23 protein-coding genes are annotated in these 19,920 nt (G+C 54.0%); 12 read left to right on the forward strand and 11 right to left on the reverse strand.

Annotation, left to right across the window (positions count from 1 at the left end; translation table 11 throughout):
- The first annotated feature begins 254 nt into the window (after window positions 1-254).
- Window positions 255-626 carry a DNA primase gene (locus tag PKO01S_RS24520; protein ID WP_127534082.1) on the forward strand — a complete coding sequence of 124 codons (372 nt, stop codon included), beginning with the start codon at window positions 255-257 and terminating at the stop codon, window positions 624-626.
- Between the two features lie 681 nt (window positions 627-1,307).
- Here PKO01S_RS24520 and PKO01S_RS24525 read toward each other — a convergent pair.
- The 3 genes from PKO01S_RS24525 to cyoE are packed head-to-tail and all read right to left on the reverse strand — an operon-like array spanning window position 1,308 to window position 3,791.
- A complete protein-coding gene (locus PKO01S_RS24525; protein WP_127534083.1) occupies window positions 1,308-2,249 on the reverse strand; it encodes an AEC family transporter in 942 nt (313 codons plus the stop codon).
- A gap of 2 nt (window positions 2,250-2,251) precedes the next feature.
- A complete protein-coding gene (locus tag PKO01S_RS24530; protein WP_127534084.1) occupies window positions 2,252-2,884 on the reverse strand; it encodes an SCO family protein in 633 nt (210 codons plus the stop codon).
- A gap of 25 nt (window positions 2,885-2,909) precedes the next feature.
- Window positions 2,910-3,791: a heme o synthase gene (cyoE, locus tag PKO01S_RS24535; protein WP_127534110.1), complete on the reverse strand. Its 882-nt coding sequence runs from the start codon at window positions 3,789-3,791 to the stop codon at window positions 2,910-2,912.
- Between the two features lie 237 nt (window positions 3,792-4,028).
- On the opposite strand from cyoE, the gene PKO01S_RS24540 reads away from it, so the two are divergent.
- Window positions 4,029-4,451 carry a cell wall hydrolase gene (locus PKO01S_RS24540; RefSeq protein ID WP_127534085.1) on the forward strand — a complete coding sequence of 141 codons (423 nt, stop codon included), beginning with the start codon at window positions 4,029-4,031 and terminating at the stop codon, window positions 4,449-4,451.
- Window positions 4,452-4,496: 45 nt separating this feature from the next.
- On the forward strand, window positions 4,497-5,060 hold the full coding sequence (gene gerQ / locus PKO01S_RS24545) for a spore coat protein GerQ (protein WP_246070722.1): 564 nt from the start codon (window positions 4,497-4,499) through the stop codon (window positions 5,058-5,060).
- Between the two features lie 6 nt (window positions 5,061-5,066).
- Here the strand turns inward: gerQ and PKO01S_RS24550 are convergent, their stop codons facing one another.
- The gene (locus PKO01S_RS24550; protein ID WP_246070723.1) at window positions 5,067-5,336 is read right to left on the reverse strand and encodes a hypothetical protein; all 270 of its coding nucleotides are present in this window, start codon (window positions 5,334-5,336) and stop codon (window positions 5,067-5,069) included.
- Between the two features lie 144 nt (window positions 5,337-5,480).
- Between PKO01S_RS24550 and PKO01S_RS24555 the strand changes: the two genes are divergently transcribed.
- Complete coding sequence (locus PKO01S_RS24555) at window positions 5,481-6,467, forward strand: metal-dependent hydrolase (RefSeq protein WP_127534087.1); 987 nt, start codon at window positions 5,481-5,483, stop codon at window positions 6,465-6,467.
- Window positions 6,468-6,566: 99 nt separating this feature from the next.
- Here PKO01S_RS24555 and PKO01S_RS24560 read toward each other — a convergent pair whose 3' ends face one another.
- Window positions 6,567-6,791: an alpha/beta-type small acid-soluble spore protein gene (locus PKO01S_RS24560; protein WP_127534088.1), complete on the reverse strand. Its 225-nt coding sequence runs from the start codon at window positions 6,789-6,791 to the stop codon at window positions 6,567-6,569.
- Between the two features lie 146 nt (window positions 6,792-6,937).
- Here PKO01S_RS24560 and PKO01S_RS24565 point away from each other — a divergent pair, with 146 nt between their 5' ends.
- Complete coding sequence (locus PKO01S_RS24565; RefSeq protein ID WP_127534089.1) at window positions 6,938-7,129, forward strand: hypothetical protein; 192 nt, start codon at window positions 6,938-6,940, stop codon at window positions 7,127-7,129.
- 74 nt (window positions 7,130-7,203) lie between these two features.
- Here PKO01S_RS24565 and trpS read toward each other — a convergent pair whose 3' ends face one another.
- Window positions 7,204-8,193 carry a tryptophan--tRNA ligase gene (gene trpS / locus PKO01S_RS24570; protein WP_127534090.1) on the reverse strand — a complete coding sequence of 330 codons (990 nt, stop codon included), beginning with the start codon at window positions 8,191-8,193 and terminating at the stop codon, window positions 7,204-7,206.
- Window positions 8,194-8,697: 504 nt separating this feature from the next.
- Here trpS and PKO01S_RS24575 point away from each other — a divergent pair.
- The 3 genes from PKO01S_RS24575 to PKO01S_RS24585 all read left to right on the forward strand — a co-directional run bounded on the left by PKO01S_RS24575 (window position 8,698) and on the right by PKO01S_RS24585 (window position 11,087).
- Window positions 8,698-9,768, forward strand: coding sequence for a permease (locus tag PKO01S_RS24575; RefSeq protein ID WP_127534091.1), 1,071 nt, complete (start codon window positions 8,698-8,700; stop codon window positions 9,766-9,768).
- 25 nt (window positions 9,769-9,793) lie between these two features.
- Window positions 9,794-10,723: a TIGR03943 family putative permease subunit gene (locus PKO01S_RS24580; protein WP_127534092.1), complete on the forward strand. Its 930-nt coding sequence runs from the start codon at window positions 9,794-9,796 to the stop codon at window positions 10,721-10,723.
- A gap of 145 nt (window positions 10,724-10,868) precedes the next feature.
- Complete coding sequence (locus PKO01S_RS24585; protein WP_127534093.1) at window positions 10,869-11,087, forward strand: alpha/beta-type small acid-soluble spore protein; 219 nt, start codon at window positions 10,869-10,871, stop codon at window positions 11,085-11,087.
- A 60-nt stretch (window positions 11,088-11,147) separates the two neighbouring features.
- Here PKO01S_RS24585 and PKO01S_RS24590 read toward each other — a convergent pair whose 3' ends face one another.
- A complete protein-coding gene (locus PKO01S_RS24590; RefSeq protein WP_127534094.1) occupies window positions 11,148-11,561 on the reverse strand; it encodes an O-methyltransferase in 414 nt (137 codons plus the stop codon).
- Between the two features lie 232 nt (window positions 11,562-11,793).
- Between PKO01S_RS24590 and PKO01S_RS24595 the strand changes: the two genes are divergently transcribed.
- Window positions 11,794-13,050: a methyl-accepting chemotaxis protein gene (locus PKO01S_RS24595; RefSeq protein ID WP_127534095.1), complete on the forward strand. Its 1,257-nt coding sequence runs from the start codon at window positions 11,794-11,796 to the stop codon at window positions 13,048-13,050.
- A 52-nt stretch (window positions 13,051-13,102) separates the two neighbouring features.
- Here PKO01S_RS24595 and PKO01S_RS24600 read toward each other — a convergent pair whose 3' ends face one another.
- From PKO01S_RS24600 to PKO01S_RS24615, 4 genes are all read right to left on the reverse strand, one after another.
- The gene (locus PKO01S_RS24600; protein WP_127534096.1) at window positions 13,103-13,762 is read right to left on the reverse strand and encodes an SGNH/GDSL hydrolase family protein; all 660 of its coding nucleotides are present in this window, start codon (window positions 13,760-13,762) and stop codon (window positions 13,103-13,105) included.
- A gap of 41 nt (window positions 13,763-13,803) precedes the next feature.
- Complete coding sequence (locus PKO01S_RS24605; protein ID WP_127534097.1) at window positions 13,804-14,697, reverse strand: fumarylacetoacetate hydrolase family protein; 894 nt, start codon at window positions 14,695-14,697, stop codon at window positions 13,804-13,806.
- Between the two features lie 72 nt (window positions 14,698-14,769).
- Window positions 14,770-15,543 (reverse strand): SDR family NAD(P)-dependent oxidoreductase, encoded by a 774-nt coding sequence (locus tag PKO01S_RS24610; RefSeq protein WP_127534098.1) that lies wholly within the window; start codon window positions 15,541-15,543, stop codon window positions 14,770-14,772.
- Between the two features lie 77 nt (window positions 15,544-15,620).
- The gene (locus PKO01S_RS24615; protein WP_127534099.1) at window positions 15,621-16,397 is read right to left on the reverse strand and encodes an IclR family transcriptional regulator; all 777 of its coding nucleotides are present in this window, start codon (window positions 16,395-16,397) and stop codon (window positions 15,621-15,623) included.
- Window positions 16,398-16,686: 289 nt separating this feature from the next.
- Here PKO01S_RS24615 and PKO01S_RS24620 point away from each other — a divergent pair, with 289 nt between their 5' ends.
- The 3 genes from PKO01S_RS24620 to PKO01S_RS24630 are packed head-to-tail and all read left to right on the forward strand — an operon-like array spanning window position 16,687 to window position 19,838.
- A complete protein-coding gene (locus PKO01S_RS24620; protein ID WP_127534100.1) occupies window positions 16,687-17,568 on the forward strand; it encodes a sugar phosphate isomerase/epimerase family protein in 882 nt (293 codons plus the stop codon).
- A complete protein-coding gene (locus PKO01S_RS24625) occupies window positions 17,565-18,731 on the forward strand; it encodes a Gfo/Idh/MocA family protein (protein WP_127534101.1) in 1,167 nt (388 codons plus the stop codon). The genes PKO01S_RS24620 and PKO01S_RS24625 overlap by 4 nt, the downstream gene beginning before the upstream one ends.
- A 6-nt stretch (window positions 18,732-18,737) precedes the next feature.
- The gene (locus PKO01S_RS24630; protein WP_127534112.1) at window positions 18,738-19,838 is read left to right on the forward strand and encodes a Gfo/Idh/MocA family protein; all 1,101 of its coding nucleotides are present in this window, start codon (window positions 18,738-18,740) and stop codon (window positions 19,836-19,838) included.
- Window positions 19,839-19,920 lie beyond the last annotated feature (82 nt).

A 19,920-nucleotide genomic window follows, 5' to 3' on the forward strand; every position in this document is an offset into this window, starting at 1 on the left:
ATAACGACACACTTTGTTACGCTATCGTCGCCCCAGTTACTCCGGTGGCGCTCTAACGACACACTTTGTTATGCTATCGTATCTCCAGATGCTCCGGCGGCGCTTTACACACTTTGTTTCACTAACGTCACTCCCACGGCTCCCACAGCTCTCTAACGACACAATCTGCCGCGCTGCTCCCCAAGCTCCATAGTTATTCCGGCGCTGGTATAGAGCGCCAGGGACGGATACAATAAGGGGGAGGTGAAGCCGCTATGGATATCGCGATTATCGTTGAAGGCAAGAACGACCGCAGCCGTCTGCGCCGCGTTCTTCAGCCGGACGTCCCCGTTTATTGTACATATGGAACGCCGGGCAGCTCGCAACTGGAGACGCTCCGCAAGCAAGTAGGCGACAGGCAGCCTTATCTGTTTATGGATAACGATTCATCCGGCCGACGTATCCGGGGGCTGCTTCGCGATCTGTTTCCCGATGCGGAGCATATGTATACACGCCGTGGCTATCCAGGAGTCGAAAGCACACCGGAAGACTACTTGATCGAGCAGCTTGAGAAAGCCGGGCTGGAAGCCTACATTATCTATCCCGAACCAAGCTCCGTTCCATTCAGCAAGGAGGATTTCGACTAAGTTGCACAATGGGCCGGCAGTTAATCAGCTTGGAACGTGAGTAGACTCTTAGTTCGCCGTACTTGCTAACTTGGTTAGTTCGCAGCCCTTCATTGTATTCCGTACAACGAGCTCGCCCCTCAATAGTGCCGCCGTAACTTCTCGTTGCATTTTGTACAATTGCCAATGCACCAAAGTCACCAGATTGAGCCGATACCAGAACTAATTCGGGTTTTCGATTGTACATAATACAATCAAAGCAACCAATTCGCTCACCTGATGCATTTTCGTTGTACAGTATACAATGAGCATGTAGCACGTACTCTTCCGCTGGCATGCCGTTTGCCGCATGCAGGCCTTAGGTGCAGTCCTCTCACCTTGAGCGGGCACCGCGGCTGTAGCCTTAATCTCCAATCGAATAGGCAGCAAGGAGCATCTTCTTTTTTGAAAAAGTGGCGTGTTACCTTGAAACGGAGCGGTCGAATGATTCCGAAGAAGCGTCAGCGTTCGCCTTTGTGATCGGATTCCCTCCCCAGCTTATTCAATCCAATAGGAATCCGAGAACAACAGCGACCGTAGGAACATTCGACTGCGCAGTGAACTCGGTAACCAAGCTTTCAAGTCTTTCAAAAAGAAAAAGCTCTCCCGCGGTCATCAACCTGACCATCGGGAGAGCCTGTAAACAGCCCCGCAAGCTACAATCTAAACGCCAAGCGCCCATATGACGAGCGCCACGCTGAACATGCTAAGCACGGTCGACGTAAACACCGCTTGCGAAGCGAATTCCTGCTCGTTGTCGAACTCGACGGCGAGCAACACGCTGCTGAGCGAGGTCGGCACAGCCGACGAGACGATCAGCGCCTTAGCCGTCATATCGTCGATCCCCGCTCCGAACGTGCCGAGCCCCCATACGACGAGCGCCGCCAGAAGCGGTCCGGCTGCTAGCCGCAACACATTAGACATCGCGACATCGCCGAGCATTCGGCGTTCGAGCTTCCACTCCATCGTGCCGAGCTGCACGCCGAGCGTTACAAGCGCCGTCCCGATGAACGCATCGGCCAGATGGCCAATCGGCGTCATCAGCGGCCCCGGAATCGTCACATCCCCCGCCCGAAGCAGGAACGCAAGCGGAATGACATAGATGACTGGCTGCCCGATAATCGTCCTCGCAATGGCCCGCCAGTCGCTTTTATGCGCGTTCACACTATAAATCCCATATGTATTCGGCAATAACGACTGCATCATCATAATAATGATCTGTACAGCAAGCGAAACCGGATTGTTGTGAAAAGCAAGCTGGTTCAGCGGGATACCGTAATTGGCACTATTATAGAACAGCACGCTGTTGCGCATCGCTCCCCGTCTGCCTGCTGGCAGACCTCTCACCCGAATAGCCGCCTCTACGCAAACGTATTGCAATCCCATGAACAAGAGGAAGAACAGCAGCACGTGGCCGATCGCTTCCGCCTTAATATCAGTCGTGTACAGCAGCTTGAACATGACGGCAGGAGAAAATAAGTAAAAGTTCAGCTTCGACAGCGTCCGTATATCAAGAGAGAAAACCCGCTGCAGTATGATGCCAATGGCAATCATAACAGACAGCGGGATTACGTTGTTCCATAATATCGAGATAAAAATAGACATGATTACGCTTTAAGCACCGAGCGGATATCTTTCATAATCGTGTCTGCCGTCGTAGGCGTGCCGTCATGGTTGCCTTCGATATACTTGCGTACGTTGCCGTTGCGGTCGACGAGAGCGATCAGATCGAGATGAGAAAATTCGTTCGTCTCCGGATCTTTGAAGACGATCAAATCTTTGAACTTCGTGACCAGTTCGGCAGTCGACTTCTCTTCGCCTCGGAGGAACTTCCAGCCGTTATAGTCGGCATGGAATTTACTCGAATACTTCTTAATCGCCTCCGGCGTGTCGCGCTCCGGATCGAAGGTGATGGAATAGAACTCGACGTCGGTTCCGAATTGGCCGTCCGCTTGCAGCTTGTCCTGCACTTGCGACATAAGCTGCGTCGTCGGCGGACATACGTCCGGGCAGTTCGCCCAATAGAAGTAGACGAGGCGAACCTTGCCGTTCGAGTCGGAAAACTTGACGTCATTCCCGCTTACGGCGTCTGTCATCGTAAAGTCAGGCGCCGAATACATAACCGGCAGCTTCTGAGTTCCGTTCGAGGAACCGCCGTACGTTAAATACAAGTAAATGCCCATCAGCACGACCAGTGCCGAGACGGCCAGCTTGAAGGAATGTTTCAACATGAACTGCATCGTCCGCTCTCCCCTGCGCTTCGGATTAGGATACGTGCGCTGTATCCGCCATCATGACAATAAAGATGATCATCAAATAATTAACCGAAATCAAAAAATTCGTCTTCGCCCACTTGTCTACGTCCTGCGCGCGAAGCCCCATCAACGTCTGAACTAGCCAGCCAAGGCTAAGCAGCGTAGACAGAATGAGGAACACATAACCGACATGTCCGTACGAATACAGCAGAATGCCTGTCGGTACAAGAAGCGTAATGTAAGGAATCATCTGCAGCTTCGTGCGGTCGATTCCCTTCACGACCGGCAGCAGCGGAAATCCTGCCGCCCGGTACTCCTCAACGCGGCGGATAGCCAGCGACCAGAAGTGGGCAGGCTGCCACAGGAACAACCAAGCAAACAAAATCCACGCGCCAGCATCTACGGACTCCGTTACTGCGCAATAGCCGATAACCGGCGGCATTGCACCGGAGATGCCTCCGATCGACGTACTCCACGTCGAAGTTCTTTTCAGCCACATCGTATAGACGACGATATACGCGAACAAGCCGATAAGACCCAGTATCCCGCAGATTGCATTGACGAGCGTGAACAACACCGTTACACCGACAACACCCAGTGTGATTCCATAAGCGAGCACCGCACCTGGCTTCAACCTGCCGTTGGGCAGCGCGCGGTCTTGCGTACGGGCCATCTTCTTGTCCAACTCGCGGTCCCAATAGTTGTTGATGACGCATGCACATGCCATAACGAGCGTTGTCCCGATCAGCATGAAGAGCAGTTTCCACCAATCGAAGCTCCATTTAGAAGCGACCCAGAAGCCGCCGAAAGCAGCAAATACGTTAAGCCGCAACAGCCTCGGCTTCGTTAGTTCTATCCAATCTTTCCACACAAAGAAAGCCTCCCGTTCCATTGCAGCAGGCAGCCGATAGAGCGGCATACCCTGATCGAATCGTACTAATCATACAGAAAAATACTAGCATTGACAATGTTCGCCCCTGCTGTTCATCAATTTGACAACTTCCCGTGGCGATTTGTCGAACACCTTTTGCGCAATTCCAAGTTTCACCTACCAAGAGTCACCATTCCGCCTATGCCGCATACGATGGGTATGTAGTTGAAAGCCCAGAAGGAGTGAGCGATTAACAACATGGCAGTCATCAAAGCGAGCACCGATGATGTTAGAATGCTTGCCCGTCTAATGCGTGCAGAGGCGGAAGGCGAAGGCGACCTCGGCATGCTGATGGTAGGCAATGTTGGTGTAAACCGCGTGCGAGGCAACTGTCTGGACTTCAAGAACATTCGCTCGATACCGGATATGGTGTACCAATCGCCGGGCGGCTTCGAAGCGACGCAAAAAAGCTATTTCTATCAGAAGGCACGCGAAAGCGAAATCGCTCTTGCCCGGCGTATCATTAACGGCGAACGCCAGCATCCGGCTTCGAACGCGCTCTGGTTCTTCCGACCGGCGGGCAACTGCCCAGGCACTTGGTACAACCAGCGGAATACAGGACGCTTCAAAGCGCACTGTTTCTTCGCTCCTACAAGTGAAGATTGTCCTACGGTGTATTAGGAAAACAAGAATTAAATTACTTAAGGAAAAGCGAGGAATTTCAATATGTCTAACGGTTACGGTCTCAAACCGGCTGTCAGCCCGGCGTCTCAAAACTTCGGCTATTCTTACGGCTACAGCGCAGCTACTCCAATGCCAGTTGCCGGTGCCCAGGTGTCTGCACCGACGACTTTGAACGCAACGATTCCAATGGGAATGGGCGGAATGCCGATGATGATGGGAATGCCTGGCATGCAGATGCCCCCGCTCGTTGCCAACGGCTCTGGCATAACGCCAGGAGGAACGAATTTCCCGCTTCCGGCTTCCGAGGAATCGTATGTCGAGAACATTCTCCGTCTGAACCGCGGCAAAGTCGGCACGTTCTACATGACGTACGAGAATAACCGCGAATGGAACGCGAAAATTTTCAAAGGCGTGATCGAAGCCGCAGGACGCGACCACATTATTATTAGCGATCCAGCGACTGGCATGCGCTACTTGCTGCTCATGCTTAACCTGGACTACGTAACGTTCGACGGCCCGATCAACTACGAATATCCTTTCGCAGGCGGCACAATATCGAATACGACGCCAATGATCCAAGCACAAATGCCGACGACGACATTCTAATCGCGCCTAGATGGCGGGTACAGCAGGGCGGAACGTCCATACATGCACTTTCGCCCTTCCCCCCTGTACCCAGCCGTCTACCGGACGCCAAGGATTGTCTTCGCCTTCGCTGCAACGCCCTATTTTGATATATTCAGCAGCCTCTTCGCTGTCCGCTTTCCATAGCTCGACGAACAGATTAGGCTGGTCTGTTCCTTCAAGGACGGTAAGTATTCCTTCAGATGCTTGGACAAGCTCGCTGGAAAGCTTGATATACGCTTCCCTGTATTCTGGCATAATGCGGTACTCCGCAAAACAAATGTACATGGCTCATGTTCCTTTCGCCGAACAACTTCATCTTCCGGGTATGATATTTCGCAGGTCGACCGACAATAACGGTACAACGTCCACATTATATCATAACGAAGGGGGAATCCCGATTTGGATACGGGAACGCATCTCGTTATCGGCCTTGGACTAGGCGGGCTCGCAACCGTCGATCCGGTTATTGCTGGCAGCGATACGGTGCATACGGCGGTACTGATCGGAACAGTCATTGGCTCGCAAGCGCCCGACTTCGATACGCTGCTGCGGTTCAAGGGCAATGCATCCTATATTCGAAATCATCGCGGAGCGTCTCACTCCATACCGGCCATAATCGGCTGGACGGCGTTAATCTCCGTCATCTTGCAGCTGTTCTACCGAGGATCGCTGCCATGGATGCATTTGATCGGATGGGTGCTGCTAGCGGTCTGTGTCCATGTAATGACCGACTTGTTCAACGCTTATGGGACTCAGGCGATAAGGCCGTTCTCGAATAAGTGGATCTCTTGGAACATTATCCATATATTCGACCCGGTCATCTTCACCTCGCATGTCATTGCCATCTCCGTCTGGGCGTTCGGTCTTGCGAACCCGGCCATCGTCTTCCCGCTTCTATATGGGGTGCTCGCGGTTTATTATGTTTGGCGTACAACCGTACATTTTCGCAAAAGATCGCTGGTCGAATCGCTCGATAAGCATAGAAGCGCCGGAGACAAATATTGGTTGATCCCAACGATCTCGCTCTACGACTGGAACGTCGTAAAACGGAAGAAGGACGGCAGCTTCGCGATCGGCGATTTACGCAGCAACAAGCTTCGCTGGCTCGACGATGTCAGTTGCTCCAGCCATCCGGCCGTCGAGAAATCCAAGAACGATCCGTCCATTTCGTCGTTCCTGTATTTAACCTCATTCGCATGTGCCGAGGTCAAGGAGCATACGTGGGGCTATGAGGTCAGATGGAGCGATGTCCGCTATCGGCACCGCAAGCAATATCCATTCGTAGCCGTTCTAATGATGGATAATGATTATAAGACCGTAGGCTCCTACGTCGGCTGGCTGAGCGACAAGCGGCTTGAGAAACGGCTCCGCATGAATACGTACTAACGTATTGACGCGGGGCTTTTTTTTCTGCACAATAGTTAGATTGAACGGCAAAAAAGCTCAAGGTTTCCCCTGAGCTTCTCGCTTGTGTATAGTTAAAGGTTAGCGATATTGGCCGCCGGACAGTTGTTGCTCGGCGATTTGGACCAATTTCTTCGTAATGTAGCCGCCAAGCGAGCCTGCGTCACGAGTGGAGACATTGCCATAGTAACCGTCAGCTGGAATTTGCACGCCGAGCGATTGCGCTGCCTCCATTTTCAATTGTGCCAGAGCTTGGCTTGCTTGTGGAACCACCAGTTGGTTGCTGCTGCGGGATTGGCTTGCCATAAAGAAAATCTCCTTTCATCCTCTGCACGATGTAATGGTTTGCAAGCTTGCAAAGTTATTATGGCACGCCTTTCGAATATATATGCTCTCCTACAGCAAAATTACTTTCAATGTTTCAAACATTCATTTAAGGAGCGTGATTCACAATGTCTAAACCGTTGTCGCTGTGGTTCGCCGTCTCGTCGATTATTCTAATGAGCGCTACTGCTGTCATGATCAGTCATAACGGCTGGACCGCTATTCTGCTCGCCCTGCTGACGCTCTTCAACGTCGGCTTTGGCTTCATCGTCAAAGCGCGTCTTCGCAGACGGGCCGAAGGCCAAGCCCAATTGAAATAAGCTGAATTTACAAAAGACCGCAGCGGATATTAATCCGGCTGCGGTCTTTTTGTCTTGACTCATTGCTTCAAATCTTATCGTTTCGGAGCGAGGAAGCCCATGAGCTCCTTCGCATCAGCAAGCGTCTTGTCCGCAACAGAGGATGCTTTCTCCGCGCCTTGTTTCAATATATCGTGAATCGCACCGGAGCTGCGGATCTCGTTATACTTCGCCTGCAGAGGCTCGATTACCGACGCTACCGCTTCGGCAACATCCTTCTTGAAGGCGCCATAGCCTTGTCCCTCATATTTGGAGACGATCTCTTCAAGAGACATATTGCCGCAATGCGACAGAATGCCCATCAAATTGCTGATTTCCGGTTTATTCGCTGGATCATAGATCACTTCGCGGCCGGAGTCAGTCGTTGCACGGCTAATCTTTTTCCGGATGACGTCTACCGGGTCAAGAAGCGCGATGTAGCTGCCCGGATTCGGGTTGCTCTTGCTCATCTTCTTGCTGGCGTCGTCCAGCGACATAATGCGGGCGCCGACTTTTGGAATATAAGGCTCCGGCACTTTGAAGTAGTCGCCGTATTTCGTATTGAACCGGTGCGCGAGGTCGCGTGACAGCTCCAGATGCTGCTTCTGATCGTCGCCGACCGGCACGAGGTCCGCGTTATAGATCAAGATGTCCGCCGCCATCAGAGTCGGATAGACGAACAGACCAGCGCCGACCGAATCTTTGCCCGCAGACTTGTCCTTAAACTGCGTCATGCGTTCGAGCTCGCCCATATAAGCAAGCGTCGTGAACATCCAGCCGAGCTCTGCGTGGGCACGCACATGGGATTGGACGAATACGCTCGCCTTCGCAGGATCGATGCCCGCTGCGATGAACAGCGCCGCGACCGCCTCCGTCTGCTCGCTCAGCGCCGCAGGCTCTTGCGGAACGGTGATTGCATGAAGGTCGACAACCATGAAGAAGCATTCTTCAGTCTGTTGAAGCTTCACGAAGTTTTGCATAGCGCCGATGTAATTGCCGAGTGTCAGCTGACCGCTCGGTTGAATGCCGGAAAGTACCCGTTTCATAACGATTCACTCCTCTGAATGGATATGGACTGAAGTGTCCGGATTGTTGTGTATGAACGCAAAAAGGCCCCCGCCGCAAGGGACGAGGGACCGTGGTGCCACCCTTATTCGCACGATGTACCGAGCAACCCTTCCTAGCTTCGGGTCGTTGTGTATCGTGCCTTAAGCTCCATAACGGGGAACGTCCGTATCAGCATAGACGAGAAGGATCTTGCAACCGCCATCTTGACGGCTTGCCGCTTGCCCGCGTTCCGCTGCCCGCTCCTGGATCCATTCGACGCGCGCGCTGCACCGGTTCGCACCACCCACCGGCTCTCTGAGAGCAACCTCGCCCGCTTACTTGTCCCGTTCATCGCGTTTACAACGATTATACTCTCCGGCTTCCGAATGTCAATAGGTGCGAGAAACCTGTCCTAAACCGGAAGTTGTCCGCATAAACTGCTTTGACGGTCAACAAGATCGGCTGTCCGAAGCCGGTCGAGCCGAATAAGGGGGAACGAACAGATGCGATTATGGCTGCTAAGATGGTCGCCTCCGGTGCTCACAGCCGGCTGCGCCGCTATGCTTGCGCTTATATATATCAACCGGCAGACAGCACTGCCGTCCATCGGTCAAGCTGAACTAAATGCGTTCACGATGTTGTTCCTTGGCGTCATCTTCGAGGCGCTGCCGTTCATGCTGCTCGGCGTCATCGTGTCGGCGGTCTTGCAAGTATTCGTCTCCGAAAATCTGATCCGCAAGCTCGCTCCGCGGAATCCCATTCTCGGCGCTGCATTCGGCGGACTGCTCGGACTGCTGTTCCCGCTGTGCGAATGCGGCATGATTCCCGTCGTCCGAAGACTTATCCGCAAAGGAATGCCCGCCTATATCGGCATTACTTATATTTTGGCCGGTCCGATCGTCAATCCCGTCGTATTCGCTTCTACCTACACCGCCTTTCGCGGGCAATTGCATCTCGTTTACGAACGGATGATTCTCGGATTTGCGGTTGCGTTCGCTGTCGGACTCATCCTTCACCGGTATATGCGGGCGAATCCGCTTAAAGAAACGGTACATACAGCTGAAGCACATACGCATCACCACGCCGGACACGAGCACCATCATCACGATCATCATCACGGCGGTCATGCCCATCACCACGATCATCATCACGGCAAGCAGACGTTCGGAAGCCGGCTCGTCTCCACTCTTGGCCATGCGTCGGACGAATTTTTTGATATGGGCAAATATTTGATTTTCGGTTCATTGCTTACCGCGATGATCCAGACCGGAGTGGACCGTTCCTCGCTGAGCGCCATCGCAGACAGCTCATGGCTGGCGCACCTGTTCATGATGGGCTTCGCTTATTTGTTGTCGCTTTGCTCGACTTCCGACGCTTTTATCGCCGCTTCCTTCAGCAACATGTTCTCGGTCGGCCCGCTGCTTGCCTTCCTCGTCTTCGGTCCGATGATCGACTTAAAAAATACGCTGATGTTGCTGTCCGTGTTCAAGCTTCGCATCGTTCTAGCCATCATTGCGCTGACCGCCGTTCTCGTCTACGTCTCAACGTGGGTGGCAGGCGCGCTGCACGGATAGGCAGCTCACATAAGGAGGACGGACGATGAACCGCATTTCGGCACGCACGCTCATTGCACATCACTTGCTGCGGGCTGCTTTGTTAGCCGGCTTCGCTTTGCTGATCGTATATTTGAAACAGAGGGGCGAGCTTTCTCTATTCATCGCCCCACGAACCGAGCAAGCCGTCAAGCTGTCCGCTCTCGGCATGTACGGCGCTGCCGCCTATCAAGCTTATTCCGCGTTTCGTCTATGGCGGGACAAACGTCTGGACGATGCTTGCGATTGCGGTCACGATCATGCTCCATCGCCTTCGCTCGTCCGCAATATTCTCCTGTACGGTTTATTCGCGCTGCCGCTTCTTCTCGGCTTTCTGCTTCCCCATGCTCCCCTCAACAGCGTTCTTGCCGGGCAAAAAGGCGTAAGCTTCACCGGTCTGCCGACACCGGCATCCGCCGCTCCCCCATCCTCGGACACTTCCGTCCTAAGAGGCAGTGGCAGCAATAACGGCACCTCCTCGCTGGACGTTTTATTTCCCGCTGACGAATATACGCAGGCTTATGCCGAATTCGCCAAGCGGTTATACAAACAGGATCGGATCGTCGTTGATGACAGTCTGTACATCGAGACGTTAACGGCTCTCGACTTATACCAGCAGCCGTTCGCAGGCGCCTCCGTAACCCTTACAGGCTTCGTCTACCGCGATGATGGAATGCGTGATGACCAGTTCGCCGTCAGCCGGTTCGCGATGAACTGCTGCTCGGCTGATGCGCTGCCTTACGGCTTGCTGGTACAAAGCGCGGATGCCAATCATTATGCGAACGATTCGTGGGTAACCTTAACCGGTACGGTTACGACTACGGAGTGGCGCGGCGAGTCTGTCATTATGTTGACAGCAGACGTTATTACACCTGCTGCGGTGAAAGACCGCGATGCTTACGTATATCCGAATTACGAATTTGATTTATCACCTTAACAAGAAAAAAATTTCCAATATTTATTCTGTTCATTTCTTCGATTGCTCGGATAAACAAAACCAATACGACCATAATAAGGGTAATCTATTTCGTGACATCCACGAATAGCCGGTTTACCGCAAACAACCTTAAGGAGTGAGCAGCATGGCAGGACAATCGCGCAATACGCTCGTGGTACCCCAAGCAAGAATGGCGCTCGAACAGATGAAATTCGAAATCGCGCAAGAGCTCGGCATCCAACTTCCGCAGGACGGCTATTACGGTAATATGACGACCCGCGAGATCGGTACGATCGGCGGCAACATTACCCGCCGCCTCGTGCAGCTCGCCGAGCAGCAACTGACCGGACAAGCTTTACGCTAAAATGTAACCGCCAACAAGAAAGCTGCACGCGTCATACGCGTGCAGCTTTCTTGTTCTTCTCTATTCCGGCCGATAACGTTGCTGCTTCGGCGAATACTGAAACAGCGACCCGGTCTGATTGGCCATATTATAATTGGATTCGTACAGCACGCTCGCCGACCATGTTCCGGTTCCGGGACGCGTTGCGAAGTCGTAGCATATTTCGCCGTGCGTCCAGTTTCGTTTCATCTTCAATGCCTCGATGGCCATCTTGCGGAACGATTCAACCTGCTGCGTCGTGAGCCCTCTCTCTGACGGCTTCAGCTCCCCGTTCCGGCTCTCAATCGGATGATGCTTAACGCCAAACTTTCCTACTGAATTATTCCTGACGTGAATATGTACCGTTCCTGCTGCTGCGTTCTTTAATTCTCCCTCCAATTGCCTGAATACGTAGTCGACCTGTCTTGCAAGCGGAATTCCTTCCGGATTGAACAATCGTCTCCCCTCCATTCAAGAGTGATAGGCCTAAATATTCAACTAGGTCCCACGAACCATTATATGACAAAATAACAACGTTTTCAACAACATTTACATATTAATCTCATAAAATTTGTCTAAAAATGCTAAACAATTGAAGCTAATCATTCATTTCGACAACTCCCGTAGACCAAAATCGACACGGGTGCTATAATATGTATATTCTATATTTTAAAAGGAGCGGTCTACTATGCAGTGGTTTTCTGCTTTATCGGTACGCAACAAACTTTTAGTTGGCTCCTACTCCATTGTTCTCCTTTTTACCATTGCATTACTCATCTTGACAGCTAGCGCAGGCGGGTCCATTATCCTATCCGTCATCGTTGCTATCGTCCTGGGCATCGCCGTACTGCCGATCATCCGGGTAATCGAGAACGCGATGACCGAAGCGACCTACGAGCTGCGGTTAGCCGCATCCAGCCTCGCGAAAGGCGATTTCTCGCAACGGGTTGATACGTCAAGCGGTTCGCTCGGCGAACTCGGCCACTCCTTCAACAGCATGATCGACAAACTGCGCGACATCATTAATGAAACGTCCAAAATTTCACGCCAGGTCAACGAAACGAGCCGCAGCATCTTTGATAAGAACCAGGCAATGAAGATTGCCATGGAACAAGTCGCAGCGTCTTCTACCGAACTGGCAACCGGCGCTAACGAAATTTCTTCAGAGGTAGCGGATATGACCGATTCGATTCGTGACATTGAAGATAAAGTAAGCGCTTACGCTCATTCTGTCAAGGGGATGAACGAACGTTCCGAGCTTACGCTGTCTCTTGTTCAGCAAGGCGTACAAGCCGTAGGCAACCAGAAGACGAGCATGCGAAGCAATGCCGAGGCGACGTCCAAGGTGTCCGAGACGGTCCGCGAGCTCGCCCGCGACGCAGCCGGCATTACGAAGATTACCCATTCGATTTCCGAAATCGCGGAACAGACGAACCTGCTGTCGCTGAACGCCTCCATCGAGGCTGCACGCGCAGGCGAGCACGGCAAAGGCTTCGCCGTCGTCGCTCAAGAGGTGCGCAAACTGGCAGAGGAATCGTCGACTTCCACGAAGGAAGTGTTCACGCTCGTTCGCGGCATTGAACGCGGCATTAAACAAGCGATCGAGAATATCGTGATCAACGAACAAGCGGTACAAGTTCAAGCGGAGACGATCGAAGCCGCTGAACGGATATTCGGCGAGATGGTTTCAAGCATCGAATTCATCGCCGGTCAGATTGCCCGCTTCTCCGAAGAAAGCGATGTCATGCTTGAGAGCGCGCAGCGAATCTCTTCAGCCATCCAGAACATCTCGGCTATTACGCAGCAGTCGGCTGCAGGCACGGAGCAAATGTCCGCTTCGATGAACGAGCAGATCGGCTCGGTGCAAGCCGTCGTTGCTGAGGCGGACCGGATGATGCAAAGCGTGCAACAAATGCAGCGCACGATCCAAGTGTTCAAAATGTAACCCATACATAAAAGCGGTCCAATTCGCATTGGACCGCTTTTTATTTTGCCGCTTACGCGCGTTTATTGTAATCGAAGCCCACCGCATCCAGCAGTGCGCGGGCGATGACCATATGGCCGGTTTTGCCCGGATGAATCCGGTCCCACGTCAGTTGAGCCGAATACATATGTTCCAGCACGCGGTCGAACGCCGCTTGCGTATCGACGAACACAGAACCTGTACGTTCCGCCACAGCACGAACGACTGCGCCGTAACGGTCCATCTCGACGCGCATCGCGTCGGCGCGCTGCGATTCAATAAAGAATGGCGTCATCAGCACGATGCCTTTCACGAGCGGCTTCGTCCGAACGACCAGTTCTTCCAGCGTACGCTCATACTCATCGATCGGCACCGCCAGCTCCGGCATCGTCATACGGTCGAACTGGCGCCATACGTCGTTCGTTCCGATCATAATCGTCAGCCAATCCGGCTGCTGCTCGATGACGTCACTCTCCCAGCGACCGTGCAAATCGCGCACTGTATGGCCGCTCGTCCCGACATTGATAAGCCGAAGCTTCAATTCCGGATAAGCCGACTGCAAGAAAGCATCTGCGAGTTCGACGTAGCCATGGCCCGCTCCGCCTTCCCCAGCATCGCCGACCGGACGTCTCCGGTCGCAATCGGTGATGGAATCACCGATCAGTACAATTCTGTCGCGTTGTTCGAAAAGCATGATTAACGTTCCCCTCTCGCGCATTGCGCTCCAATGTTAAGTTATACTTCTTGCTTCATCGTCACCGTCAGCGATCCGAGCTTCTCGATCTCGATCGTCACGACATCGCCGTCCTGCAGATAGACCCGCTTGTCCACCGGATAGCCAAGCACAACCCCTTCTGGTGTGCCGGTCAGAATAATATCGCCTGGCTCCAGCGTCATGTGGCGGGAAATGTAGCTGACAATCTCTTTGCAATTGAAGATCATATCCGACGTATTCGACGATTGGCGCACTTCACCATTCACTTTGCAGCCGATCGCCAAGCTGTTCGGATCACCGATTTCATCGGCCGTCACGAGATAAGGCCCGAGCGGTGTGAAGCCGTCGCAGCATTTGCCAAGCATCCATTGATGCGTTCTCATCTGAAGGTCGCGCGCCGACAGATCGTTCGAATTGCTGTAGCCGAATACGTAGTCGAGCGCTTGCTCTTCCGGCACATCCTTCGCACGCTTGCCGATAACAATGACAAGCTCCGCCTCGTAATCGACTTCCTTGGAGGTCTTCGGCAGCAGCACCGTATCGCCATGCGAAGCGAGCGTGTTGCTGAACTTGTTGAACAGAATCGGATACTCCGGAATCGGCGCGTTCGTCTCTTCGGCATGCTTGCGGTAGTTGAGACCTACACAGATCATTTTAGCAGGCTTCGTGACGCTTGGGGCGTATTGGATCGTCGATTCAGGCAAAATATAGCGGTCCGAACGGATCTCGACGGCTTGTGCCGCTACAGCGCTCGCAGCAGCGAGTGCGGCTGGCCCGCCTTCAATGAGCTCGTGAATATCAGACGGGACTTGGATTTCGAACGTTTGAGCCGCCGCCTCAATATCAACAACGCCTGCTGCCGTCAATACGCCAAGCTTCACTTGACCGTTCTTCATAAAGTTAAGCAATTTCATAGGATGATTCCGTCCTCTCAACAATGTTGTATTATGTTGTCATTATGGACTTGCTTGCGAAAGCCGAAGCCGTCAGGCATTCTTGCCGAACACGACGCCTCCGTCAATGTAGAGCGGCGATCCCATCATAAATTTCGATTCGTCGGAAGCGAGGAACAGCGCTGCCTTCGCAACGTCATCCGGACGTCCGAGCTCTCCGGTCAACTGCCTGCTCTTAATGGAGGCGAAGCCTTCCTCGGGATCGGCATAGGACGAACGCAGGTAGTTCTCGACGAACGGTGTCATAATCGTTCCGGGCAGCAGCGCGTTCACCCGGATATTGTACGGCGCATAATCGACCTGCATCGACTTCGTCAGCGCTAATACCGCGCCTTTGGTTGCCGCATAGGAAGCTCTGCGGGCAAGGCCGATCTCTGCGATACAGGAAGACATATTGATGATATTGCCGCTTTGGCGCTCCATCATATGTCCAAGAACATATTTGCTTGGCAAATAAACGCCGCGAATATTGACGTTAATGACCCGGTCCCATACATCCGGCTCTACCTCGTGAATGGCGCCAACGCCGCTAATACCCGCGTTATTGAACAGCACGTCGATCCGGCCGAACCGCTCGATCGCCGCCTTCACCATGGCCTGCACCGATTCCGGATTCGTTACATCCGCTTGAAGGAACGCTGAGGTTCCGCCCCCTGCGGCGATTTCGGCAACCGTCTCTTCTCCTTTGGCCGCGTCAATGTCGCACACGATCACTTCCGCACCTTCCGCCGCGAACAGCTGCGCCGTGCATTTCCCAATTCCCGAGCCCGCTCCGGTAATGAGTACCGATTTGCCTTGTAAACGCATTCGAGTATGCCTCCTTATAGGCTCGTATTGTTGATGTGAATCATTCCGCTGCACTTCGCAATGCCCTGCGAATCCGGTTAAGTCGCGACGGGATCGTTCTGAGCGGAAAGCCCGGAAATGCGGGCCGCTGCAGCCCGTACGGCGGCACGGATCATCTCCTGTTTCCCTTCCCATTCGAATACGCTCATAGAACAGCTGACTGCCGCAATCACTTGCCCGTCCGGCCGGCGCACCGGCGCTGCTACGCAGCAAATGCCGACGACCCCCTCCTGCGACTCCTCCGCTAGCCCTTCTGCCTTAAAAGTCTTCAACTGGCGGATCAGCTCTTCACGGTCCGTAATCGTATAAGGCGTTAATTGCGGGCCAATCGATGCGTCCGGATACAGCTCGATGAGTTGTTGCTCATCCAATGATGAGAGCAGCGCTTTGCCGAGTGCGGTCGCGTGAGCCGGCAGCCGGGCGCCTGGAGACGAAGCGAGCCTGACTGGCGTCATCGCCTCTTCCATCGCCAAGTATACGACCTCACGGCCGTCCAGCTTCGCGAGTTGGAACGTTGCGCCGACTTCTGACGCTGCGATACGGGCTTCGCGGTGAAAGGCGCCGATATAATCGAACTGGCGGGAATAAGCGCTTCCAATAACAGCGGCAGCCGATCCAAGCGAATACGTGTCGTCCTTGTTCTTCTCCACCCAGCGCAGCGATTCAAGCGTATAGAGCAGCGCGAACATCGAGCTTTTGTGTACGTCCAGCCGGCGGGACAGATCGATGAGGCGAAGCCTTGCCGGCTCGGCAGCGATCAGTGCTAGCACATCGTTAGCGCGCCGTACTGCAGGCACATGATATTTCTCGGACAAACCATCGCCCCCATTTCACTCAATTTGTTTTATATATAAAACCATAGTTTTGTATATAAACATTGTAGCACGACTCACTTTAACCGTTCAATGTGAATATTACTGCAGCCGCGTTAATCGTAAGGAAGCAATCCACCTGATCGCTTAACTGTGATTAAGGTGTTAGTGAAACCGCATTCATTGCGATAGGTCATCATGCTACAATGATTTCGTTAGTTGACAGCTGTATTCCCGAAGGACACATGATTAAAATACCCATAATTTCAGTTAACCGGAAGGATGATAAGCGATGATTACCTCCGTATTCACCGTTGCTACGCCGGATTTAACGCCAAGCCAATTGCTGGCAGCTGCCCGCGAGGCCGGTATCGATGCAATCGAATGGCGCTGCACGAACGTTCCTGAGCATGTAAGAAACGATGCGCCTTCCTTCTGGAGCAACAACCGCTGCACACTCGATCCGTCCATGTCGGACGAGGCGCTGGCTGCGCTGCGGCAAGAGACCGAAGCGAGCGGACTTCAAGCTCTCGCTGTCGTTCCCTACCTGGCCTGCGGCGATCTGGAAGCTACAGAGCGGATAATGTCGATCGCATCCAAATTGAACGCTCCGAATATCCGAATCGGCGTTCCCGGTTATAACGGCAGCCGGCCGTACCACGAGCTGCTGCAGGAAGCACGCGCTTATATAAGGGAAGCCGAGAAGTTGGCCCGCCAATATGGCGTGAAAGGTCTCGTCGAGACCCATCATGTCACGATCGCGCCAAGCGCATCGCTCGCCCGTCAGCTCGTCGACGGCTGCGACCCGGATTCGATCGGCGTTCTGTATGATCCCGGCAATCTGGTCCACGAGGGATTCGAGAATTATAAAATGGGCATGGAACTGCTCGGGCCTTATCTCGCGCACGTCCATGTCAAAAATGCAGGCTGGGCGCCTGTAAACGCCGAGTCAGCGGACGGCGCTGCCGGACCGCTCGATCCGGTCGCCTGGTCTTGCCGCTGGCGTCCGGTCGCGGACGGTGTCGTGCCGTGGAAACGAGTGCTGGCAGACCTGAAAGCGGTCGGTTATAACGGCGCTTTCGGCATCGAGGATTTCAGCGGAACCTATAACAGCAGCGAGATGCTTCGTCTATTCGTACAACAAATGCATACTTGGTGGGAGGAATTAGCATGAGCAAAGTAAAGATCGGTATTATCGGCATCGGCAACATGGGAGCTCAGCACGCACGCCAGCTCTTGAACGGCAATATTCAAGGCGCTGTATTGGGCGCTGTATGCGACGGCATGCCAGGTAAGCGGGAATGGGCAAGCGAAGCGCTGCCTGGCACCCCGTTCTTCGAAACGTCGGAGGCTATGATCGCTTCCGGACTCGTGGACGCCGTTATCGTAGCAACTCCTCACTTCGACCATCCGGCTCAAGCGATTAAAGCGCTGGATGCAGGCATGCATGTTCTGATCGAGAAGCCTGCCGGCGTCTATACGAAAGAAGTCCGCGAGATGAACGAAGCGGCAGCTCGCAGCGGCAAAGTGTTCAGCATTATGTACAATCAGCGGACGAATCCGGTCTATGTGAAGCTGCGCGATCTGATCGCATCGGGCGAGCTCGGCGAGATTCGCCGGACGAACTGGATCATTACGAACTGGTACCGTTCGCAAGCATATTTTGATTCGGCGTCCTGGCGCGCAACGTGGACGGGAGAAGGCGGCGGCGTACTCATTAACCAAAGTCCGCACCAGATCGATCTATGGTCGTGGACGGTCGGCATGATGCCTTCGCGGGTTCGTGCCTTCTGCGGCTTCGGCAGCCGCCGCAACATCGAGACAGAAGATCAAGTGACCGCTTATGTGGAATATCCGAACGGCGCAACCGGCGTGTTCATTACGACGACGACCGAAGCGCCGGGCACGAACCGGTTCGAAGTGGCAGGCACGCGGGGCAAAATCGTCATCGAGAACGACAAGCTGACGTTCTGGCGTCTGCGCGAACCGGAACCTGAATTTAATGCGCACAACACCGAGCCGTTCGCCGCTCCGGAATGCTGGACAACGGAAGTTCCGGTGCACGGACAGAATAGTCAGCACTCCGGCATTCTGCAAAACTTCGCCGATGCAATCAACAAGGGCACGAAGCTGATCGCTCCGGGAGAGGAAGGCATCAACGGCCTCATGCTCTCCAATGCGATGCATCTGTCGACTTGGCTGGACGACTGGATTGAGCTGCCGATCGACGAAGAGCGTTATGAAGCCGAGCTGCGCAAGCGGATGGCGGAATCGCGGTTCAATCCTTCCCAGCCCGAGCAAGCAGCAGCGCCAGCCGACCTGAAAGGAACGTTCTAGACCGTGATGAAGACGAACCAGCATGCGACATTCGGCAGCCGCGACGGTATGAACTATGCGCCCAAGTCAGCTAAACCAACTCCAGTATGCGCGCCAGGTGAATTTACGATTGCCGCAATGGCTCTAGATCACGGGCATATCTATGGCCAATGCAACGGACTGATAGAAGCCGGCGCAACCCTGAAGTGGGTATACGACCCGGATCCAGCCAAGGTGGAAGCGTTCCTTCGCGTCTTCCCGCAGGCGGTGGCAGCCGCTTCGCCGGAAGACATCTGGAACGATCCGGACGTGCAGCTTGTCACGGCTGCCGCCGTACCATCTGAGCGCGGACCGCTAGGCATTACGGCGATGGAGCACGGCAAGCACTATTTTACGGACAAAACGCCGTTCACCTCGCTGGAGCAGCTCGAAGCGGCGCGTGCAGCCGCCGCCCGCACCAGGCGTAAATATATGGTGTATTACAGCGAGCGGCTGCACGTTGAAAGCGCGGTTTACGCCGGGAAGCTGATCGAGCAAGGCGCTATCGGCCGCGTCGTTCAAGTGCTTGGCACCGGCCCTCACCGCCATGGCAAGGGGCGGCCGGCATGGTTTTACCGCAAGGAGAATTATGGCGGCATTCTATGCGATATCGGCAGCCATCAGATCGAGCAGTTTCTGTACTTCGCAGGCTGCAGCGATGCTTCGGTCGCCGCCAGCAAGGTCGGCAATTACCGGAACGCGGAGCATCCGGAATTCGAAGATTTCGGCGATGCCACGCTGATCGGCGACAACGGCGCCACCTGCTACTTCCGTGTCGACTGGCTGACGCCTGACGGACTTAGCACCTGGGGTGACGGCAGAACGGTCATTCTCGGCACGGACGGCTACATCGAGCTGCGCAAATATATTGACGTCGCCCGCGGCGGCACAGGCGATCACGTCTTCCTCGTCAATCATGAAGGGGAGTTCCAATTCGATGTGCGCGGCCAGATCGGCTTTCCATTCTTCGGCCAGTTGATCCGCGATTGCCTGGACGGCACCGAGAACGCGATGACCCAAGAGCATGCGTTCAAAGCAGCCGAGCTGTGCCTCATCGCGCAGCGGGATGCCGTACTCGTGACGAAATAAGCAATAAAGTAACGGCCGTCCGGCCGAAACAAGCTGCTTGGCCGCCAGGTGCGCCGCTTGTTCGGTCCGGCGGCTGTTTTTA

The sequence above is a fragment of the Paenibacillus kobensis NBRC 15729 genome (assembly GCF_004000825.1).
GTDB classification, from domain to species: Bacteria; Bacillota; Bacilli; order Paenibacillales; family Paenibacillaceae; genus Paenibacillus_T; species Paenibacillus_T kobensis.

Excerpts from the sequence above, each read along its gene's own strand:
- PKO01S_RS24520 (WP_127534082.1), top strand. The coding sequence starts at position 255 with ATGGATATCGCGATTATCGTTGAAGGCAAGAACGACCGCAGCCGTCTG.
- PKO01S_RS24525 (WP_127534083.1), bottom strand. The coding sequence starts at position 2,249 with ATGTCTATTTTTATCTCGATATTATGGAACAACGTAATCCCGCTGTCT.
- PKO01S_RS24530 (WP_127534084.1), bottom strand. The coding sequence starts at position 2,884 with ATGCAGTTCATGTTGAAACATTCCTTCAAGCTGGCCGTCTCGGCACTG.
- cyoE (WP_127534110.1), bottom strand. The coding sequence starts at position 3,791 with ATGGAACGGGAGGCTTTCTTTGTGTGGAAAGATTGGATAGAACTAACG.
- PKO01S_RS24540 (WP_127534085.1), top strand. The coding sequence starts at position 4,029 with ATGGCAGTCATCAAAGCGAGCACCGATGATGTTAGAATGCTTGCCCGT.
- gerQ (WP_246070722.1), top strand. The coding sequence starts at position 4,497 with ATGTCTAACGGTTACGGTCTCAAACCGGCTGTCAGCCCGGCGTCTCAA.
- PKO01S_RS24550 (WP_246070723.1), bottom strand. The coding sequence starts at position 5,336 with ATGCCAGAATACAGGGAAGCGTATATCAAGCTTTCCAGCGAGCTTGTC.
- PKO01S_RS24560 (WP_127534088.1), bottom strand. The coding sequence starts at position 6,791 with ATGGCAAGCCAATCCCGCAGCAGCAACCAACTGGTGGTTCCACAAGCA.
- PKO01S_RS24565 (WP_127534089.1), top strand. The coding sequence starts at position 6,938 with ATGTCTAAACCGTTGTCGCTGTGGTTCGCCGTCTCGTCGATTATTCTA.
- trpS (WP_127534090.1), bottom strand. The coding sequence starts at position 8,193 with ATGAAACGGGTACTTTCCGGCATTCAACCGAGCGGTCAGCTGACACTC.
- PKO01S_RS24575 (WP_127534091.1), top strand. The coding sequence starts at position 8,698 with ATGCGATTATGGCTGCTAAGATGGTCGCCTCCGGTGCTCACAGCCGGC.
- PKO01S_RS24580 (WP_127534092.1), top strand. The coding sequence starts at position 9,794 with ATGAACCGCATTTCGGCACGCACGCTCATTGCACATCACTTGCTGCGG.
- PKO01S_RS24585 (WP_127534093.1), top strand. The coding sequence starts at position 10,869 with ATGGCAGGACAATCGCGCAATACGCTCGTGGTACCCCAAGCAAGAATG.
- PKO01S_RS24595 (WP_127534095.1), top strand. The coding sequence starts at position 11,794 with ATGCAGTGGTTTTCTGCTTTATCGGTACGCAACAAACTTTTAGTTGGC.
- PKO01S_RS24600 (WP_127534096.1), bottom strand. The coding sequence starts at position 13,762 with ATGCTTTTCGAACAACGCGACAGAATTGTACTGATCGGTGATTCCATC.
- PKO01S_RS24605 (WP_127534097.1), bottom strand. The coding sequence starts at position 14,697 with ATGAAATTGCTTAACTTTATGAAGAACGGTCAAGTGAAGCTTGGCGTA.
- PKO01S_RS24610 (WP_127534098.1), bottom strand. The coding sequence starts at position 15,543 with ATGCGTTTACAAGGCAAATCGGTACTCATTACCGGAGCGGGCTCGGGA.
- PKO01S_RS24620 (WP_127534100.1), top strand. The coding sequence starts at position 16,687 with ATGATTACCTCCGTATTCACCGTTGCTACGCCGGATTTAACGCCAAGC.
- PKO01S_RS24625 (WP_127534101.1), top strand. The coding sequence starts at position 17,565 with ATGAGCAAAGTAAAGATCGGTATTATCGGCATCGGCAACATGGGAGCT.
- PKO01S_RS24630 (WP_127534112.1), top strand. The coding sequence starts at position 18,738 with ATGAAGACGAACCAGCATGCGACATTCGGCAGCCGCGACGGTATGAAC.